This window comes from Serratia sp. TSO36, assembly GCF_057808395.1.
Map to the genome: position 1 here is coordinate 99,368 of NZ_JBJZOU010000014.1, position 19,774 is coordinate 119,141.

The 19,774-nt window shown below is 64.1% G+C and carries 11 protein-coding genes and 1 pseudogene; 6 read left to right on the forward strand and 6 right to left on the reverse strand.

Annotated elements, in window-relative coordinates:
* The first annotated feature begins 10 nt into the window (after positions 1–10).
* Entirely contained in the window at positions 11–1,312 is a 1,302-nt protein-coding gene (locus ACK3CV_RS12845; RefSeq protein WP_164141030.1) for a PQQ-dependent sugar dehydrogenase, read from the forward strand.
* Positions 1,313–1,314: 2 nt separating this feature from the next.
* Here ACK3CV_RS12845 and ACK3CV_RS12850 read toward each other — a convergent pair.
* Positions 1,315–1,497, reverse strand: a pseudogene (locus ACK3CV_RS12850) (SAM-dependent methyltransferase); the annotation flags it as partial.
* A gap of 230 nt (positions 1,498–1,727) precedes the next feature.
* Between ACK3CV_RS12850 and ACK3CV_RS12855 the strand changes: the two are divergent.
* The 3 genes from ACK3CV_RS12855 (at position 1,728) to ACK3CV_RS12865 (ending at position 4,730) form a co-directional block, all read left to right on the forward strand.
* Positions 1,728–2,135, forward strand: coding sequence for a DUF2946 domain-containing protein (locus tag ACK3CV_RS12855; protein ID WP_275430298.1), 408 nt, complete (start codon positions 1,728–1,730; stop codon positions 2,133–2,135).
* A gap of 273 nt (positions 2,136–2,408) precedes the next feature.
* Entirely contained in the window at positions 2,409–4,427 is a 2,019-nt protein-coding gene (locus tag ACK3CV_RS12860) for a TonB-dependent copper receptor (RefSeq protein ID WP_341533677.1), read from the forward strand.
* 141 nt (positions 4,428–4,568) lie between these two features.
* Positions 4,569–4,730, forward strand: a complete 162-nt coding sequence (locus ACK3CV_RS12865; protein WP_016927696.1) for a hypothetical protein — start codon at positions 4,569–4,571, stop codon at positions 4,728–4,730.
* A gap of 117 nt (positions 4,731–4,847) precedes the next feature.
* Here ACK3CV_RS12865 and ACK3CV_RS12870 read toward each other — a convergent pair whose 3' ends face one another.
* Positions 4,848–5,402 (reverse strand): NAD(P)H-dependent oxidoreductase, encoded by a 555-nt coding sequence (locus ACK3CV_RS12870; RefSeq protein ID WP_164141025.1) that lies wholly within the window; start codon positions 5,400–5,402, stop codon positions 4,848–4,850.
* Between the two features lie 104 nt (positions 5,403–5,506).
* Between ACK3CV_RS12870 and ACK3CV_RS12875 the strand changes: the two genes are divergently transcribed.
* Positions 5,507–5,866 (forward strand): winged helix-turn-helix transcriptional regulator, encoded by a 360-nt coding sequence (locus ACK3CV_RS12875; protein WP_025302868.1) that lies wholly within the window; start codon positions 5,507–5,509, stop codon positions 5,864–5,866.
* Between the two features lie 4 nt (positions 5,867–5,870).
* Here the strand turns inward: ACK3CV_RS12875 and entS are convergent, their stop codons facing one another.
* From entS to fes, 4 genes are read right to left on the reverse strand one after another with little or no spacing between them, the layout of a single operon-like run.
* Positions 5,871–7,154 (reverse strand): enterobactin transporter EntS, encoded by a 1,284-nt coding sequence (entS, locus tag ACK3CV_RS12880; RefSeq protein WP_033634566.1) that lies wholly within the window; start codon positions 7,152–7,154, stop codon positions 5,871–5,873.
* Between the two features lie 60 nt (positions 7,155–7,214).
* Positions 7,215–15,725 carry a non-ribosomal peptide synthetase gene (locus ACK3CV_RS12885; protein WP_164141023.1) on the reverse strand — a complete coding sequence of 2,837 codons (8,511 nt, stop codon included), beginning with the start codon at positions 15,723–15,725 and terminating at the stop codon, positions 7,215–7,217.
* Positions 15,726–15,776: 51 nt separating this feature from the next.
* The gene (locus ACK3CV_RS12890; RefSeq protein WP_033648496.1) at positions 15,777–16,001 is read right to left on the reverse strand and encodes an MbtH family protein; all 225 of its coding nucleotides are present in this window, start codon (positions 15,999–16,001) and stop codon (positions 15,777–15,779) included.
* Positions 16,002–16,031: 30 nt separating this feature from the next.
* On the reverse strand, positions 16,032–17,339 hold the full coding sequence (gene fes / locus ACK3CV_RS12895; RefSeq protein ID WP_239504631.1) for an enterochelin esterase: 1,308 nt from the start codon (positions 17,337–17,339) through the stop codon (positions 16,032–16,034).
* A 200-nt stretch (positions 17,340–17,539) separates the two neighbouring features.
* Between fes and ACK3CV_RS12900 the strand changes: the two genes are divergently transcribed.
* Positions 17,540–19,729 carry a TonB-dependent siderophore receptor gene (locus ACK3CV_RS12900; protein WP_164141021.1) on the forward strand — a complete coding sequence of 730 codons (2,190 nt, stop codon included), beginning with the start codon at positions 17,540–17,542 and terminating at the stop codon, positions 19,727–19,729.
* The last annotated feature ends 45 nt before the right edge of the window (positions 19,730–19,774 follow it).

A 19,774-nucleotide genomic window follows, 5' to 3' on the forward strand; every position in this document is an offset into this window, starting at 1 on the left:
GGAGGTTTTCATGAAGCTATCATCGATCGCGATTGCGCTTTCGGCCGTGTTGGCGCTGGCCGGCTGCGATAACAGCGCCGTCATTTCACCGGAACAACAAATGGGGCCGGATCCGACGTTGCCGGCGGCGCAAGACTTCCTGATGCCGCCGATGCAGGTGCCAAAGGGCGTCGGCTGGCAGCAAAATCAGATGCCGAAAGTGGCTGAAGGCTTGAAAATCGATAAGGTGGCGGACGGTTTGCTGCACCCGCGCCAGCTGCTTACCCTGCCCAACGGCGATGTTTTGGTGGTGGAAGCCAACGGGCCGGGCACCGAAGCGGTGAGCACGCCCAAGCAGCTGATCGCCGGTTTGGTGAAGGGCCAGTCCGGTAAAGGCGGCAAAGGGGGCAACCGGATTACCCTGCTGCGCCCAACCGCCGATGGCAGCTGGGAAAAGCATGTCTTCCTCGAAGGGCTCGATTCGCCGTTCGGCGTCCAGCTGATTGGCAACACCCTGTATGTGGCCAACACCGGCAACATCATGCAGTACACCTATCAGCCGGGCGAAACGCGCATCAGCGATGCGGGTAAAGAGCTGGCCGATCTGCCGGACACCATCAACCATCATTGGACCAAGGCCCTGCTGGCCAGCCCGGACGGTAAAAAGCTGTATGTCGGCGTCGGTTCAAACAGCAACATCACCGAAAACGGCCTGGCCGTAGAGTACCGCCGCGCCGCCGTGCTGGAAGTGGACACCGCCTCCGGCGCCAGCCGCATCTTCGCCAGCGGCCTGCGCAATCCGACCGGGCTGCAGTGGGAACCGCACAGCGGCAAGCTATGGGCCATCGTCAACGAGCGTGACGAGATCGGTGCCGATCTGGTGCCGGACTACCTGACCTCGGTGCAGGACGGCGGCTTCTACGGCTGGCCTTACAGCTATTTCGGCCAGCACGTCGATCGGCGGGTGCAGCCGGCGCGGCCGGATCTGGTGGCGAAAGCCATCAAGCCGGACTACGCCCTCAGCTCCCACGTCGCGCCGCTGGGGCTGTTGTTCTACACGGCGAACGCTCTGCCGGCCGAGTATCGCGGCGGCGCCTTCGTCAGCGAACACGGCAGCTGGGATCGCTCGCCGCTGAACGGTTATCGGGTCAGCTACGTGGCGTTTGAGCAAGGCAAGCCGGTCGGCAAACTCAAAGCGGTGGTCACCGGCTTTGTTTCCGACGACGAGAAGGAACTCTATGGCGCACCGGTAGGATTAGCTGTCGACAAGACCGGCGCCCTGCTGATTGCGGATGACGTCGGCAACACCGTTTGGCGCGTCAGCGCTAAATAACAATAGGCGGCGATCGGCGCGCCATTGCCGCAGCCGAGATCCAGCAGCCGCGCATTGGCCGGGGTGAGCAGCAAAAAGCGATCGAGCCACGGCCGCTCAAACAGCGTGGTGGGTCTGAGACGTTCCCAAGCGGCGGCATGTTCGTCATAAAGCGGGATAATGGTGCTAGCCAGTTTTTCCGTCATTAATATTGTCCCCGTCACGTGATTGGCGCAAAAAAAATAGCCTTTGGTCAGATTTAAAGCGCTTATCCGATAATATATTCATCAACAGACCGTTGACCAGAAATAAAAGGTTTTAACATTTCGACATAAACCAGTACAATTCCCTACCCTGTGTTAACCCTTTTTTTAGGTTGATTGTGTCGTTAATTCAGCGCTCTGCATCGCGAAATCGGGCCGCCGCCTGGTTAGGGGTGTTTGCCATTCTGATGTTGTTCATTGCGCCGGTGGTCTCGCGATCCCTGGAGCATGTGCGCGCCGGAAGTGCTGGAGCGACCGTCATGGCGGATTGCGGCATGGATATGCCGATGCATCACGGGATGTACTCGCCGCCGCCTGAGCCTGAGAAAGCCTCACAGCCGCTGATGCAGCACGGCGGCGGCCACCACAACATGGCGATGATGATGGACGACAGCGCCTGCGGCTACTGCGTGCTGTTGTTGCACGCGCCGCTGCTGGACGTGAGCCACGGCCCGCTGTTCTGGTCCCAGTCGCTGGCTTCGCGCCCGCCGCCGATCCACTATCTCGTCCCTCTGTTTGCCCACGTTGTTCACACCGAATTACAGCCGCGCGCGCCCCCCCATCTCTTTCCTCTGATTTAACAATAAGCCCATTGCCGTTCTCTGTATTGCCGTTGATCGTTTCAACCCGGCGGAATTAATTCGCCCAACGGTTAATCATCGAGACGACATTATTAATCCGGTTATTTCCAGGTTGATGGAATTAACCCCCGTATTTTCCGATGGTGATTTTCGCCAGGCCGCCCCACGCCTGAATAATCCCTCGGCCAAGTACGGAAAAAGTTAGCTTAAGGAAAGATGATGTTTAAACCGACTTATAAAAAGAACGCCGTCACCCGCGCCATTACCACCGCCATGCCGCTGTTTCTGCTGGCCGGCCACGCGGCGCAGGCGCATCAACACCCTGCCGGCGCACAGGTTAATGATGGCGACGTGATCACCGTCACCGCGCCGCTCTACTCCCCGCTGACCATCGTCACCTCGCCGAAAACCCCACGCCAGCCGGTGCCGGCCAGCGACGGTTCGGACTACCTGAAAACCATCCCCGGCTTTTCGCAGATCCGCAACGGCGGCACCAACGGCGACCCGGTGTTCCGCGGCATGTTCGGCTCTCGGTTGAAGATCCTCACCGACGGTTCGGAAATGCTGGGCGCCTGCCCAGCGCGGATGGATGCACCGACCTCTTACATCTCGCCGGAAAGCTTCGATCTGTTGACCATTACCAAGGGGCCGCAGACGGTGCTGTGGGGGCCGGGATCGTCGGCGGGCACGGTGCGTTTCGAGCGTGAACGCCCGCGCTTCGACAAGCCGGGTATCAAGGGCAACGCCAGCGTGCTGACCGGCTCCAACGGCCGCTGGGACGAGAACATCGACGCCAGCCTCGGCGCCGAACAAGGCTACCTGCGGGTGATGGCCAACAAATCCCGTTCCAACGACTATCAGGACGGCACGAATACGCGCGTGCCATCGCGTTGGGACAAGTGGAACGGCGATCTGGCGCTCGGCTGGACGCCGGACAACGACACGCTGCTGGAAGTAACTATGGGCCGCGGCAACGGCGAAGCGCGCTATGCCGGCCGCAGCATGGACGGTTCGCAGTTCAAACGCGAAAGCCTGGGCATGCGGGTTGAGAAATCCAACATCGGCGACGTGCTGGATAAGCTGGAAGCGCAGGTCTACTACAACTACGCCAACCACGTGATGGACAACGTCACCCTGCGCTCGCCGGGCAGCGGTGGCATGGCTGGGCACGGGGGGCATGGCGGCATGAGCATGGGGATGGGCGGCCACGGCGGGCACATGATGTCCTCCGGCATGACGATGCAGCTCGATCGCCGCACCGTCGGCGGCCGCGTGATGGGCACCTGGCAGTGGCAGGACGTGAAGCTTGAAAGCGGCCTGGACACCCAAACCAACACCCACCGCAGCATGAACCGCGGCAGTTGGGAAAAAGACGCCCAGTTCAACAGCTACGGCGCCTTCAGTGAACTGACCTGGTCCACCAGCGAACAGGATAAACTGATCGGCGGCGCGCGCCTCGACCGCACCCTGGTGGAGAATTTCCGCAGCGCCAGCGCTGGGGAACGTTCGGACACCCTGCCGAGCGGCTTTATGCGCCTGGAGCATACGCTGGCCGACCTGCCGCTGATGCTGTATGCCGGCGTCGGTTATACCGAGCGCTTCCCGGATTACTGGGAGCTGTTCTCGCCGAAGCTTGGCCCGAACGGCAGCAAGGATCCGTTCTCCAGCGTCAAGAGCGAGAAAACCACGCAGCTCGACATCGGCGCGCAGTACAACGGCAAACGCTTCAACGGCTGGGTCTCCGCTTATGTAGGCCGCGTCGATGATTTCATCCTGTTCAAATACGATCCGCACAACGCGCGCCTCAGCCAGGCCGATAACGTCAACGCCAACATCATGGGCGGCGAAATGGGCATGGGTTATCAGCTGAGCGAGCACTGGAAAACCGACGCCAGCCTGGCCTACTCCTGGGGCAAAAACACCAGCGACGGCCGCCCGCTGCCGCAGATCCCGCCGCTGGAGGCGCGCCTGGGGCTCACCTATGAGTACGGTGACTGGAGCGGCGCCGGCCTGTGGCGTCTGGTCAGCAGCCAACACCGCGTGGCGATCAACGAAGGCAACGTGGTGGGCAAAGACTTTGCCGAAAGCGCCGGCTTCGGCGTGCTCTCCGCCAACGCCGCCTACAAGGTGAATAAAAACGTCAAGCTGAGCGCCGGTCTGGATAACATCCTGAACAAGACCTACAGCGAGCACCTTAACCTGGCGGGCAACAGCGCCTTCGGGTACTCGGCCAACAGCGCGGTGAATGAACCGGGCCGCACCCTGTGGGCCAAGGTTAACGTCACCTTCTAAGCGGTTCACCGGGCGATGGGCCACCGTCGCCCGGTCAGGCGATATGCGATCCGGTTCTTAGGATATGAGTTTTAAGTTTTTCCCATTCGGTTAGGCGGCGATTACTATCATCTTCAGGTTAATCATTGCCCCGGAGGGAATATGCAAAAGATCACTCGTTTTCTGGCCCTGCTCGGCGAGCTGATGATCGAAAAAGCCGAAGACGCCGCGCCGCAGGCTGCTCAGCCTGACGATCGCGACGACGCGCTGCCACCGCGTCTCGAACGCGGGGTTCCGCTGGCCGACCGCTTCCTGTTCATGTAATTCCCCCACTCTGTTTTCATCCTGCACGCTCGTTCACACAGCACGCACGATAGATGCTGACAATCACCGCCGGCAAGTAGCCGGATGCGCACGCCCTGGCGCATCCGGGGCGTGCCGTTAATTCAGGGCGGCGAAAAATGCCTGGTAGCCCTGTGCGCTGCGATCCAATTCGTGGGATTGCAGCGGTTCCACCGTGCCGTCCGAAGCGGCCTCCCTGCCGTAAAAGGCGAAGAACGAGGCATAGTCGGCCCGCACGTAACCGGCAGTGACTTCAAACGGCCGGAAGATTTCCTCCAGCGAGTAGCGATAGCGCCCGTCGCGCGCATAATCCTCTGCGCGCACCCCCGCCGTGACCGCCAACGCCAGCTTCTTGTTTTGCATCTTGTAGCCGCTGCGAGAACCGTAGGCCCAGCCGTAGGTCAGCACGTCGTCCAGCCATTTTTTCAGCAGCGGCGGGCTGCTGAACCAGAAAATCGGGAATTGCAGCACGATGTTGTCATGGGCTTCGATCAGCCGCTGCTCTTGGGCGACGTCGATCTGCCAGTCCGGGTAGGCCTGATGCAGTTCGTGCACGGTATACCGCTCCGGATAGCGCCGCAGCTCCTCCAGCCAGCGTTTATTGACCACCGAGTTCGCCATATCGGGATGGGTCACCACCACCAGGGTTTTCATATCGATTTATCCAGTCAAGTGCCTACCGGCGCATCATAGGTTATGCTGGAACAATGTAAAATACGCACACTCACGACACATACTTACCCTGGAGAAAGCACCCAATGACCGCTGAATCCCACTGCAGCCCAACGGGCATCAGCCTTGAAGACACCGGCTATGGCTATACGCTGTCGGTGATCAACGGCAAATATAAAATGATTATTCTCTACTGGCTGGCGTTGTATAAGCCGGTATTGCGGTTCAACGAGCTGCAGCGCTGCATCGGCACCATTTCCTACAAAACGCTGAGTTCGACGCTGAAAGAGCTGGAAAAAGATCGGTTGGTGGTGAGAAAGGAGTATCCGCAGATCCCGCCCAAGGTGGAGTACAGCCTGTCCGAACGCGGGCGTTCGCTGATCCCGGTGATCGACATGATGTGTAACTGGGGGGAGCAGCACCGGCCGGAACAGCCGGTGCCGTGAGGGGTTAGTTGTCCGCTGCCGCCGAGGTTGCCGGCGCGGGCTCATCGTGCTCGACCAACGCGTCCGCCGGCCGGCACTGGCGCAGCGTGCGCACGCTGAAGGCCACCAGCACGCCGAGCGCAGCGGCGAATGCGCCAAACGACAGCACGCTCATCAACGGGGTAAACACCCTGCCCAGTACGCCGAGCCCCAGCGCGCCGATCGAATCGCCGGTTACGTCCTGCGCGGTGCCGAGGCTGTTCACCCGCCCCAGCAGATGATCCGGCGTATTGCTCTGGATCAGCATGAACTGCAGGAGCGAAGCGATGGCGTTGGCGTAGCCGTAGCACACCAGCGCCAACAGCGCCGGCGCCAGGTGGCTGAACAGCCCCAGCGAAGCGATAGCGGTAAACGCGACGATGGCGGCAACCAGGATCAGCACGCCGGGCCGAGAGAAACGCCCCACCCAGCCGCTGGTCAGCGCGCCCAGCATCGCGCCGAGCGGCACCGCGGAATACATCAGGCCAATTGAGGACGCGCCGACGTGGTAAGCGTCCTGCGCCAGCGCCGGGAACAGCACCCGGACGGCGCCGACGATGCTCATCAGCATTCCCAGCAGCACCACCGACCCCACCACCTTATTGCGCCAGACAAACTGGAAGCCGCTGGCGAGCGCGCGCAGCGGGTGTTCCGGCTCCTGCTGCTGCGGCAACAGCGTCGGCAGGCGCACCAGTGGGACAAGGGTGCCCAGCGTCCCGGCGGCGGCCACGGCGAACGCCAGCCCCACGCCGCCGAACACGATGATAATCCCGCCCAGCGCCGGCGCCAGGATCGCGCCGATGCGCACCGTCACCATGCTCAAGGCCCCCGCCGCCGCCAGGTTTTCGCGCCCGACCAGCAGCGGGATCACCGCCATCAGCGCCGTCATGCCCAGCGCGCCGAAGAAGCCGTCCCAGGCCGCCAGCAGGTAGAGCGCCCACAGCGAAGGCGCCGGGGCGAAGGCGTTCAGACTCAGGGCGACAAAGCCCAGCCCGCAGGTGCCGCGCGCAAACAGGATCAGCTTACGGCGATCGTAGCGATCGGCGAGCACGCCGCCCAGCATCAGGCCGATAAACATGCCCACCCCGTCCAGCGCCACCGCCACGCCCACCTGCAACGTGGAGCCGGTCATCGCCTGGATCTGAATCGGCACCCCCACCGCCAACATGCCGAGGGAAAACACCGACAGCATGCGGGCGCAGAAAATCGCGCGGAAATGCGCATTGCTTCTCAGCAAACTGAAATCAAGAAAAAAAGAAGGTCTGGCCATAGTGTCCTGCATATCATGTTTTAGTACGGGCCGGGACGCACGCCCCCCGGCCCGGTTGCGTTATACCAACCCGTATTGCTGCGTCAGCAACGAATGCAACAGCGGCCCGAGCGTCTCCAGCGAAGCCGGCGACAGAATGTCCGCGTGTTCGCAGCGCTGGTGATGGCAGATCAGCCCATCCAGATACGGTGCCCACACGGCGTCGATGTCCATCTCCGGCGGCAGCGTCTGGTCGGCGACAAACAGCGTCGCCGTGCCGTGGAAACGCCGGCTGCGCGCCTGGGACAGAATGCGCACCGCGTCGCGGTAGTTGGCGACGATGCTGTCGAACATTGCCGCCTTCTCCGCCATCAGCGCCGGATCGCCATGATCTTCCGCCATAAACTCGGCCTGCTCCTGCGCCACCTCTTTCTGCGCGTCCTCCTCGCTGGGGCCGGTCCAATCCTGGCCTTCCGGCGGATAGGTATCCAGCATGCCGAGGAACGCCACCTCATCGCCCTGCTGCTGCAGGCGAGCGGCCATCGAGTGCGCCAGCGTGCCGCCGAGCGAATAGCCCAGCAGGTAGTAAGGCCCCTGCGGCTGCAGGCGGCGCAGATTGGCGAGATGACGATCGACCATCTGCTCGATATCCTCGCAGGTGGCGATGGCGCCGTCCGGTCTTGGCGACTGCAGGCCGATGATGGGGTAGCTGCCCGGCAGATAACGGCTCAGCCCCGAGTACTGCCAGGCGAAACCGGAAGCCGGATGCAGGCAGAACAGCGCCGGGCCTTGGCCGGCCCGCAGCTGCAGGCATTCGCCGACGCCGCGGCTCTCGGCCGAGTTGGCCGCCTGCGCGTCATCGAGCAGGTGCGCCATCTTCTCCAGGCTGCGGGCGAACATGATCTGCCCGACGCTCAATGGCCGAGGGACGCGGCGACGCAGCTCCGCCGCCAGACGCATCGCCAGCAGCGAATGGCCGCCCAGCGCGAAGAAGTCGTCGTCGGCATACACCGTCTCGCGCCCCAACAGTTCCCCGAACAGCGCCGCCAGCAGGCGTTCGCTGTCGCTCTGCGGCATGCGGCCACTTTGGTGGCTCAGCTGCGGCCGTGGCAACGCCTTGCGATCCAGCTTGCCGCTGGCGCTGAGCGGGAAGCTGTCGGTCATGACATAGCTGACCGGCATCATGTGCGCCGGCAAACGCTGCTCCAGCGCCTGATGCAGCACGGCGGTATCCAGCGTCACTCCCGGTTGGGCGATCAGCCAGGCGACCAGCTGGCGCATATCGGCGCCGCCAAGCCCCGTCGCGCCCTCGCCCAGCTCGATGGCGTGCACCGCCGCTTGCGCTACCCCCGGCTGCGCCAGCAGCGCCTGCTCGATTTCCCCCAGCTCGATGCGCTGGCCGCGGATCTTCAGCTGATCGTCGCTGCGCCCCAAATACTCGACGCTGCCGTCTTCCAGCCAGCGGGCGATATCGCCGGTGCGATACATGCGCGCGCCGTTGCCGGCGGGATCGGCGACAAACCGCTGCGCCGTCAGCCCCGGCCGATGCAGATAGCCATCGGCCAGCTGAATGCCGCGCAGGTAAAGATCGCCGGCGCAGCCGACGGGCACCGGCCGCAGCATCGCGTCGAGAATGCTCAACTGGGTGTTCCAGACCGGTTTGCCGATCGGCACGCCGGCGCCGCTCACCGCCGCCAATGCCGCGCCGGACGCCGGTTGGTAGGTGACATCGACCGCCGCCTCCGTCGGGCCATACAGGTTGTGCAGCGGCGCGGTAACCAACGCCTGATAGCGGGAAGCCAGTTCACACGACAGCGCCTCACCGCTGCAGAACACGCGTTTCAGGCTGGCGGCGGCGCGCTGCGGCGCCCGCTCGTTCAGCGCCTCCACCCAGATAGCCAACATGGACGGAACGAAATGCAGCGTGGTCACGCCATAGTCGTCGATCAACGTCGTCAGCGCCTGCGGATCGCGGTGCGCCTCCGGCGGTGCCATCACCAGGCGCGCGCCGACCATCAGCGGCCAGAAGAATTCCCAGACGGAAACGTCGAAGCTGCACGGGGTTTTCTGCAATACCACGTCCTGCGCATCGAGCGCATACTCGTGCTGCATCCAGAACAGGCGGTTGACGATCGCCCGGTGGTTCACCACCACGCCTTTCGGCCGCCCGGTAGAGCCGGAGGTATACAGCACGTAGGCGGGATAATCGCCGTTCCCCGCCGGCAGGCGCGCAGGCGGTTCGCGCCCGCTGTCGTCCAGCGCATCGAACAGCAGCGTCGGCGCCAGCGCGGCAAAGCGGGCATCCAACGCGCTCTCGGTGATAATCAGCCACGGCTTGGCGTCCTCCACCATGTAGGCCAGACGTTCGTCCGGGTAGCCGGTGTCCAGCGGCAGCCAGGCGGCGCCGGTCTGCACAATCGCCGTCAGCGCCAGGCTGAGGCGCACGGAGCGCGGCAACGCCACCGCCACGATATCCCCCGGCTGAATGCCGGCCGCCGTCAGCCGCTCGGCCAGCAGCGCGGCCTGGCGCTGCATGTCACGGTAGCTGAGGCTGTGCCCGGCATCCTGCAGCGCGATGCGATCCGGCGTGCGCCGCGCTTGATCGGCGATCGCCTGATGCAAGGTGGTGTCCGCCACCGCCTGCCCGGTGCGGTTGACCGCCGCGATCAGCGCCTGCTCCTGCGGCGTTTGCAACTGCCAGCGCGGCAGCGGCAAATCCGGCTGGGTGATCCACTGCTGCAACAGCGCCATCAGCCGCGCGGCGAAGCGCTCAGGCTGCGGCACCGAGGCGCGGTACTCCATCAGCAGGCGCAGACGCTCGCCCGGCAGCACCAGCAGCGTCAGCGGATAGTGGGTATAGCCTTTGTTGCGGATGGCGTCGCAGCGCAGCGACCCTGCGCCGCCCAGCAGAGCGTCGTTGTCCGGGTAGTTCTCCACCACCAACAGCGTATCGAACAGCGTGCCCGCCCCGGCCAGGTGCTGAATTTCCCCCAACCCCAAATCGTCGTGCTCCAGCAGTTCAATTTGCCGGTGCTGCAGCTCAGTCAGCTGTTCCGTCAGCGAACGATCGTGCTGCAGACGCACCCGCACCGGCAGCGTGTTGCTGAACAGGCCAACGTGTTCCTCGACCCCTTCTATCTGGCCAAAGCGGCCGGAAACCGGCGAGCCGAACACCACGTCCTGCTGGCCGCAACAGCTGGCCAACTGCAATGCCCAAATGCCCTGCATCACGGTATTGAGCGTCAACCCGCGTTCGCGACACAGGGTCAGCAAGCGCCTTTCCTCGGCCGGCGGCAGCGTCATCTCCAGCTCGTGTACGCGATCGTCCTGCGCCTCACCGAACAGCAACGTCGGCCGCACGTCCTGCAGCGTCTGGCGCCAGAGGCGGCGCGAAGCTTCGGCATCCCGCGCGGTCAGGCGGCGCACGATATCGGCATAGTTCGAACGCAGCGGCGGCAACGCCTGCTCGCCTTCACGCAGGGCCAGAATCAGATCGTTGAGCACCACCGGCGTCGACCAGCCGTCGACGATCAGGTGATGCGCGTTAAGGAACAGCGTGTAGCGTTCGCTATCCCCGTGTTTGACCAACAATGCATGCAGCATCGCGCCCGGCTGGTTGAACAGATCGCGCTGCAGTTCCTGCTGCTCCAGCCGGTGCAGTGCCTGCGCCTCCTGTTCTTCGGCCAGCGGCGGCAGCGCGTGGCTGTCCAGCGGCCAATGGCTTTCCTGCGGGATCAGCTGCAGCGGCTCGCCCTCGCGGTTGAATCGGGCGGCCAGCTGCGGATGGCGGCGGATCACCGCATTCAGCGCCTGCTGAAGTTGATGCGCGTCCAGTTCGCCGCAGAGGCTCAGGCGCGTCAGCGAGTTGTAGCTGCCGCCCTGCTGCGCTGTCTGCGCATGGAACAGCAGGCCGTGTTGCAGCGGCAACAGCGGCAGCGCCGCGGCTAACGGCCCGCACTCCCGCTCCCAGGCGCGCACCGCTTCATCATCGACGCCCGGCTGGGCGATTTCGGCCGCCACCAACGTCGCCGCCGCGCGTTCGGGATGCCGTTCGGCAAACTCGCACAGTGAACGCACGGCGTGCTCGATGCCGCTGTGCAGCTGCGCAATGTCGCTCTCGCTGAAAATTCCCTCCAGCCAGCTCCAGTTAATCGCCAGGCAGGCGCTGTCGCGCCGCTCCTCGACAAAGATATTCACTTCCAGCCCGTAAGACAGCGCCTGCTGCGCATCCTGCGCCACGGCGAAGGCGTCGCGGAAGCGGGTCTGGCTGCGCTGCGGCGTCCAGTGCGCCTCATCCTGGCTGAAACGCCCAAGGTAGTTGAATAAAATCTCCGGGGCGTTGCGCTGCGCCAGCGCCGCCAGATCGTCACGCTGCGGATGCAGATAACGCAGCTGGCCATAGCCGACGCCGCGATCGGCCACCGCGCGCGTCGCCTGTTTCACCGCGCGCACCGCCTCATTATGCTCGGCGTCATGCAGTTCGATGCGCAGCGGGTACTCCGCCGTCAGCCAGCCGACGGTGCGGGCCAGATCGAGGCCGTCGTCCAGTTCGGCGCGGCCGTGCGACTCCAGAGAGAAACGCAGCGAAGCGGCCTGGAAACGGCGGCGGCAGGCCTGAGCCAGCGCGCACAGCATGATCTCTTCAACCTGGGCGCGATACCCCTGCGGCAATGTGCCGAGCAGCGCGGCGGTCAGCCGGCTGTCGAGCAGCGTGCGCCGTTCGCTCACCGAGGCGATGCGATCGGTCTGCGGTTCCAGCGCGCGCCGCCCCAAACGCGGCACGCCGTCCGCCAGCATCTGCCGCCAGAACGGCAGCTCGGCTTCGCGGCGTTCGACGTCGGCCCTTAAACGCGCGGACCATTCATAGAGCGAGGTTTCCTCCGGCGGCAGCGTGATCGGCTGCCCCTGCATGGCGCTGTCGGCCACTTGCCGCAGCTCGTCGAGCAGAATGCGCCAGGAAACGCCGTCCACCACCAGGTGGTGGATCGCCAGCACTAGCCCCAGGCTCTGCCCGTCACGCTGCAACAGGATCGCCTGCATCATGGCGCCGGCCGCCGGATCGAGCTGCTCGAGTGCGGCATCAAACGCCTGTTCCGCCGCTAGCTCCAGTTCGCCGGATACGGCCTGAACCTGCATGAACTCAGCGGTAGCGGCTTCCTCGACCACCAACTGGCCGTCGCGGATCCTGGCGCTCAGCGCCGGGTGCGCCGCGCGCAGCTGTGCCAACGCATAACGCAGCTGTTCCGGTTGCAGCTCGGCGGGCACGCGCAGGAAAACGCCGTGCGCGAAGCGGCGATGCATATCGCCCGTCTCGGCGAACCAGTGCAGGATCGGCAGCCCGTCGATCGGGCCTTGCCGCACGCTGCGTGCGGTCTGAGAGCCAACGGCCAGCGGCTGCATCACCTGCGCCATGCGCGCGGGGGTGTGCAGCGCGAAGATCTCGCGCGGCCGCAGCAGATAGCCTTTGCGCCGCAGGGCGGTGCCCAGCCCCATCGCCGAGATGCTGTCGCCGCCGAGCGCGAAGAAATCGTCGTCGGCGCCGACGCGCTCCATTCCCAACAGTTGGGCCATCGCGTGGCAAATCAGCCTTTCCTGCTCGGTGGCCGGTTCGCGAATGCTTTGCGCCAGCGTCTCCTGCGGTTTGGGCAGCGCCTGGCGGTCAATCTTGCCGTTGACGTTCAGCGGCAGCTCCGGCATCACCACCAGGATCGCCGGCACCATATAATCCGGCAGACGCTGCGCCAGCTGCCCCAGCAGCTCGCTTTGCAGCGCCGGCGAGGCGCGACGCGCGTCATCCTGCACCGAGCAGTAGCCAATCAGGCGATAGGTGGCGCCGATCGGTTCGGCGATCACCACCGCCCGCCCCACGTCCGGCAAGGCGGCCAAGGCGCTTTCCACCTCACCCAGCTCGACGCGGAAGCCGCGCACCTTGATTTGGTGATCGGTCCGGCCAATGAATACCAGTTGGCCCTCCGCGCTCCAGCGCATCAGGTCGCCGCTGCGGTACATCACCTCGCCTTCGACGAACGGGTTGGCGACAAAGCGCGCCGCCGTCAGATCCGGGCGCCGCAGGTAACCGCGCGCGATGCCCTTGCCGGAAATGTACAGCTCGCCCGCCGCGCCGATCGGCACCGGCTGCAGGCGGCTGTCGAGCAACCAGACTGAGGTATTGGCGAGGGGACGGCCGATCACCGGCTGGTCTGCGGCCGTGACCGGCGCGCCGAGGGTATCGACGGTGTATTCGGACGGGCCGTAATAGTTGTGGATCTCCACCTCCGGATGCTGCTGCATCAGGTTCCACAGCGTCGGCGTCGCCGCCTCGCCGCCGATCATCACGAACGACGGCAGCGGGAACTGCCCTTTCAGCAGACCGCAGTCCACCAGTTGCGAGAAGAACGACGGCGTGATGTCCAGCAGATCGATCGGCGTCTGCTGGGTCTGTTCCAGCAGCGCCCAGGGGTCGCGGCGCAGCTCCTCATCGAAGATAACCAGTTCGCTGCCCATCATCATGCAGAACAGCGGTTCCCAGGAGGAATCGAAAGAGAACGAGGCGGTATGGCCGGCGCGCAAGCGGCGCGCGTGGCGGGCCTCGAATTTTTCGATCGCCGGGCCGAACAGAGAAGCCTGGTGCGACAGGAACAGGTTCAGCAGCCCGCGGTGCGTGGACATCACGCCCTTGGGTTTGCCGGTCGAACCGGAGGTGTAAATCATGTAGGCGAGATGCGCCTCGTTCAGCGGCACACGCCGTTCGGCATCCGTTATCGGCGTGCCCTCGGCGGCCGCGCAGCGCGTCAGGCACGGTGCGTCGTCCAGGCACAATACCTGCGGCAGATCCGGCATGTTGGCTCGCGTGTCACTGTGGGTCAGCAACATTACCGGCCGCGCGTCGTCACACATCAGCGCCAAACGTTCACGCGGATAGTCCAGATCGAGCGGCATATAGGCCGCGCCGCTGGCCAGCACGCCGAACAGCGCGACCAGCGTGTCCACCGAGCGCGGAATGCCGATGGCGACCACGTCTTCGGCGCCGATGCCGCTTTCGATCAGCACTCGCCCCAGCTGCATCACCCGTTCGGAGAGCTGCCGGTAGCTGAGGCGCACGTCGCCGCAGGACACCGCCAACGCCTCGGGCTGACGCTCAACCTGGCGCTGGAACGCATCCATGATCGAAACCATGCCCGCCGGCGGCGTCAGCTCAGCGCCGCGCCCCCAGGCCGCGAGTTGTCTGAGTTCCCCCTCGCCGATCAACGCCAGTTGACCGTTCGGCTGGTGCGGCTGCCGCGCCAACTGCTGCAGCCAATGGCCGATGCGCTCCGCGTGGTGCTGCAAGGTGCGCGGCGAGTATTTGGCCGGGTTGGCGACCAAAGACAGCGTCAATACGCCGCTTCGAAAACCGATCTCGAACTCCAGGTCGTCGACCGGTCCCATCGCCAGCGTATGGGTGGTGGCCGCCTGACCGTCGAACGACAAGGCGCTGTGGTAGACCTTGACGTTGACCACCGGCCCGTACAGTTCCTGATGGCCGCCGACCAGGCCGAGATCGCGTTTGATCTGCTCCGCCTCATAGCGTTGATGGCGGCGCGCCTGCTTGATCTGCGCCACGGTGGCCAGGCAGACATCCGCCAGCGACATCTCCGGCGTCACGTTCAGCAGCAGCGGCAGCACGTTGACCACCGGGCCGACCGCCGCCAGCGCCTGCGATCCCATCCGGCGCATGAAAGGAAAACCGACTGAGAAGCGGGTTTCGCCGCTCATGCGCGCCAGGTACAGCGCCAGCGCCGCCGTGACGATATCGGCCGGCTGCAGCGACTGCAGCGCGCCATCGCGCAGCGCTTCGTCAAACAGCGATTCAGGCAGCACCAGCGCCTGTTTGAGCGGCCGGGCGCCCGCCTCAACCTCCCGACTCTCCGTCGATAATGACAGCGGCGACGGCAAATCGCGCAGATGCTGGCGCCAGAATTCGGCCGCCCGCTCACGTGCGGGCGAGGTTTGCCATTGCTGAAACTCTTCCACCACCTTGCCGAACGGGGTAAACGGCGAGGCCGCCGGCGCCAGCCCGTGGCGCAGCGCGCGATAAATATCGGCGATCCGACGGGTGATGGCTTCGAAGCTGAAGCCGTCCAGGGTCAAATGATGAAAGCGCTGATACCAGAACCAGCGATCGGCGCTGACGCGGATCACCGCATGGCGATAGAGCGGCCGCTCGCCGTCCGCCGGCAGATCCTGCGCCAGATCGTCGTTCATCAGCGCCAGCGCCGCCTGTTCGGCGTCCGGCCGCGCGCTGAAATCGAACCACTCCGGCGCCTGCACGCGCGCAGGATCGGCGTTCAGCGGCAAACGCTGCACCGGCTGGCCGTCCTGCGCCTCAAAGAACTGCGCCTGAACCGTATCCGCTTCGGCCAGCCCCTGACGGATCGCGCGCTCCAGCGCCGAGCGGTCGATAGCGCCGTGCAGTTCGGTGTAGTGCGCCACCGCGAAGCCGTTGCGCCGCAGCGCGATTTGGTCGGCGATCCAGATCCCCGGTTGCGCCGCAACCAGCGGATAATCCCGATACTCGACCTGAGTATCCGGCAAAGAAAGCGTTTCTGACATGGTGTCTGTCCTTTTCCTCAAACGGAATGTATCGATGTGGCTGTCTGGCGCTTAACGCGCCGCATCCGCCGCTTTCAAGGCCGCCGGCCGCATGTCCTGCCAGTGCGTTTCGATGTAGTCGATGCATTCGCCGCGCGACGCCGGCCCCATCAGCACGCGCCACCCCTGCGGCGCGTCGGCAAACTGCGGCCACAGCGAATACTGCTGCTGCGCGTTGACCAAAACGGAGAAACGGAGGCTTTCGTCATCGAACGGGTTTTGTTGTTCCTGAGTCATTTTCATTACCTGTCTGTCAAAATGTGTGGGTTATTCCATCCCGGAAAGCAGCTGGCGTACGCCGTCCACCAGGCCGCCGCGCCAGCAGAGCGCGTCATGTCCGCCGGAAAACACGCGGTAGTCGGCGCGGTGCCCCGCCGCCGTCAGCGCCTCGTGCATCTGGCGATTGACGAATTCGATATCCGCCTCCCGATCGCCGGCCTGTTGGATCACGTTGAGCGCTGGCGCCGCCGCGTCGCGTTGCCGAACCTGGCGTATCAGCCAGCCTTCCTCCAGTTCGTGGCGTTTTTCGAACTGGGTAACGAATTGCACCGTAGGCCACCAGAAGGAGCCGGACTGGCTCAGCACGTGGCCGAAACGTTCCGGCCAGTGCACACCGGCATATAACGCTGCCAGCCCGCCGTAGCTTTGGCCGGCGACGACGGTGCGCGCCCCTTCCTCGCTGAACGCTTCGCGCTTCTGCGCCTGCGGCAACAGCTCATCGATGATTGCCTGCCAGAAGGCGGCGTTGCAGGGCAGCTCGTTTTCCCGGTGTTCGCCGTCGATCGCATCGATCAGCAGCCAGCATGCGGGCGGCAGCCGCCCTGTTGCGGTTTCGTTCTCGATCACCGGCAGCAGCGCGTGCCTTTCGATCCAGTTTTGGCCGTCGAGCAATAACACCAGCGGGCGATTCGCTTTCACCGCCGCGTCGCCGCTGGCATACAGCCAGACGCGCCGCTGCGTGCCGAGCCGTTCGCTGTGCCACTGAAAACGCTGTAGCCGCGCCTCGTCCAGCGGCCGATCGGCGGCCTGCCAGGCGCTTTGGTCGTCAGCATCCGGCCCCTGGGCCAGGGAAACCGGGCGCGGACGATGCGAAGGCCCCAGCGAGAGGCGATTCAACGGATCGGCGATCGCCAGTGGAAACAGCGAAATCCACCAGGCGCGCTGCTGGCGATCGCGCAGCGTTTCGTCGTCGCTGAAGACGGGAGGAAGATCCCGGTCTGTGACGGGAATCAGGCTGTAGCTGCCGCGCCAGCGGCGCTCGATAACGGCCGCGCCGTACCAAACGTCGGTGCCGGGCAGCCTGGTCAGGCTGCTGGGGGACGTGCTGTGGTGATCGGTTATGCCGTTGATATCGGCATAAACGCGGCGAATCGGCGAGCGCCGTTCATCGCCGGCAGGATCGCGCCATAGCCAGGTCATTTTGACGTGGCGGTCATCGTGCGGCTCGACGATGGGCGTGCCGTGAGAGGCCACCTTCTGCCACCACTCGGGCTGCCCCGCCGCCTCTTCACGCAGCCACTGCGCCGCCAATCCCTCATGACCGTTGTCTGGCCTCTTTTCCGGCAAAAACTCCATAGCGCCCCTTACATAACATGAGTGATTTTTACAAAACCTGACAATCGTATTGATACTCATTATCGTTTTCAATACTATTTGTCGGATTTTTACCGTCGTGCGCACACGGCGTTTCCGTATCGACGGGTAAAGACCGCTCGCCGATATTTCGGGGTTTATCAGGGTTGCATGACACACAACGCAGGTATGCAGGAGAGAGAATGAAGATTAAAAACAAAGGGATAGACAATTCGAATGCGGAGGCGACGGCCGCCAAGCGGTTGTTGCTGGGCTCGGCGCTGGCCTTACTGCCCTTCGCGCCACACGCGTCCGCCGCGGCGGACGAGACGATTTTGGTGACCGCCGACGCGCAAAACAGCGTGACCGCGCCGGTCAAAGGGATCGTCGCCAAAGAGAGCGCCGCCGGCACCAAGACCGCCGCCGCTCTGCGCAAAACGCCGCAGTCCATCTCGGTGGTCACGCGCGAGCAAATGAACGACCAGGAACCGGCGTCGGTCGCCGACGCGCTGAATTACACCAGCGGAGTGATCACCACCTACCGCGGCAACTCCAACCGCAATGACGAAGTGATCAGCCGCGGCTTCCGCTATGCGCCCAAGCTGCTCGACGGCCTGCACTTTGGCCTCTCGAGCCAAAACGGCGGCGCCGGGCAGATCGATCCCTGGCTGCTGGAGCGCGTGGAGATGGTGCACGGCCCGGCCGGCGTGCTGTACGGCCAGGTCAGCCCCGGCGGCGTGGTGGTGATGACCAGCAAGCGCCCTACCGCCCAGAGCATTCACGAAGTCAAATTCAGCACCGGCAACCGCCATCTGGCGGAAACGGCGTTCGATTTCGGCGGCAAACTCAACGACGACAACACCCTGTTTTATCGCCTGAACGGTATCGCCAGAACCGAGCATGAGTTTGTCAAAGACAGCAAGCAGCAACGGGTGGCCATCGCGCCGGCCTTCACCTGGCTGCCGAACGAAGACACCAGCTTTACGCTGCTGACCAGCTACCAGAACGATCCGAAAGCCGGGTCGCGCAACTTCCTGCCGCGCGCCGGCACGCTGTTCTCGACCAGCGCGGGCTATGTGCCCTATGACTTCAACATCAGCGAACCCAGCTTCAACAAGTCGCGGCGCGAGCAGGCGTCGATCGGCTACAGCCTCGAGCATAACTTCAGCGATGCGCTGTCGTTTACCCAAAACCTGCGCTTCACCCACCGCGATGAAGACTATAAATATCTGGTTTATAACGTAAACTCGAAGGTCAACGACCACACCGTCACCCGCATGGCGCAGCATGAAACGCAGATGACCAACGAGTTTGGCGTGGATAACCAGCTGAAGGGGCTGTTCGACACCGGCGAGGTGAAGCACACGGTGCTGGGCGGGTTGGATTACCGCTACAGCCATATCGATTCGAAGATGTATCGCGATCGCGGCAACGACTACCCGATCGACTGGGCCAACCCGGTTCGCCCCAGCATCGATGGCAGCACGCTGGCGCTGGCTTCCAGCGATTTGAAGACGCTGAATCAGGTCGGGGTGTATCTGCAGGACCAGCTGGAGTGGAATAACTGGAACCTGCTGCTGTCCGGCCGTCAGGACTGGTCGCAGGTCAACACCCGCGATCGCACCAGCGGCGGTAAGGAGCAGACCTACAACGACGCCCAGTTCACCGGCCGCGCGGGCCTGCTTTACGCCTTCGACAACGGCATTTCGCCGTATGTCAGCTACAGCACCTCGTTCGATCCTAACCTGTACCCGAGCGCGCCGGGCGCCGATCCGCTCAAGCCGACCACCGGCAAACAAACCGAGGTGGGCGTGAAGTACCAGATCCCGGGCGGCAACACCCTGCTGACCCTCTCCTGGTTCGACATTACCCAGCGCAATGTGGCGTCTTACAACCGTCTCACCTCCGCCTACGAGCAGATCGGCGAGGTGAAATCCAAAGGGATTGAGGCGGAAGTGCATGCCCAGCCGACGCCGGAGATCAAGCTGACCGCCGCCTATACCTACACCGACGTGGTGACCAAAGACTCCAACTCGGCGGACGAAATCGGCCACAGCCCGGCGGGCATCCCGCGTCACGCGGCTTCCGCCTGGGGCAGCTACAGCTTCCTGAGCGGCGCGCTGAACGGCCTGACCGTCGGCAGCGGCGTGCGTTACATCGGCGATGCGCCGGCCGACGCCATCGGCCAGTACGATGTGCCGCACTACACGCTGTACGACGCCATGGTGAAATATGACCTTGGCCAGGCCTCGTCGGCGCTGCGCGGTGCGGCTCTCCAGCTCAACGTGCAGAACCTGACGGACAAGAAATACGTTTCATCCTGCAGCGGCGAGTACGCCTGCTTCTACGGCAGCGGCCGCAGCATCATCGCTTCGGTCAACTACCGCTGGTAACGAAAATGGGCGGCCAGCGCCGCCCATTTCTTCCGCCTTTCCCGC

Bases quoted from the DNA above. Each gene is read 5' to 3' on its own strand.
- ACK3CV_RS12890 (WP_033648496.1), bottom strand. From the start codon at position 16,001: ATGACTCAGGAACAACAAAACCCGTTCGATGACGAAAGCCTCCGTTTC.
- ACK3CV_RS12875 (WP_025302868.1), top strand. From the start codon at position 5,507: ATGACCGCTGAATCCCACTGCAGCCCAACGGGCATCAGCCTTGAAGAC.
- ACK3CV_RS12900 (WP_164141021.1), top strand. From the start codon at position 17,540: ATGAAGATTAAAAACAAAGGGATAGACAATTCGAATGCGGAGGCGACG.
- ACK3CV_RS12865 (WP_016927696.1), top strand. From the start codon at position 4,569: ATGCAAAAGATCACTCGTTTTCTGGCCCTGCTCGGCGAGCTGATGATC.
- ACK3CV_RS12860 (WP_341533677.1), top strand. From the start codon at position 2,409: ATGCCGCTGTTTCTGCTGGCCGGCCACGCGGCGCAGGCGCATCAACAC.
- entS (WP_033634566.1), bottom strand. From the start codon at position 7,154: ATGGCCAGACCTTCTTTTTTTCTTGATTTCAGTTTGCTGAGAAGCAAT.
- fes (WP_239504631.1), bottom strand. From the start codon at position 17,339: ATGGAGTTTTTGCCGGAAAAGAGGCCAGACAACGGTCATGAGGGATTG.
- ACK3CV_RS12845 (WP_164141030.1), top strand. From the start codon at position 11: ATGAAGCTATCATCGATCGCGATTGCGCTTTCGGCCGTGTTGGCGCTG.
- ACK3CV_RS12870 (WP_164141025.1), bottom strand. From the start codon at position 5,402: ATGAAAACCCTGGTGGTGGTGACCCATCCCGATATGGCGAACTCGGTG.
- ACK3CV_RS12885 (WP_164141023.1), bottom strand. From the start codon at position 15,725: ATGTCAGAAACGCTTTCTTTGCCGGATACTCAGGTCGAGTATCGGGAT.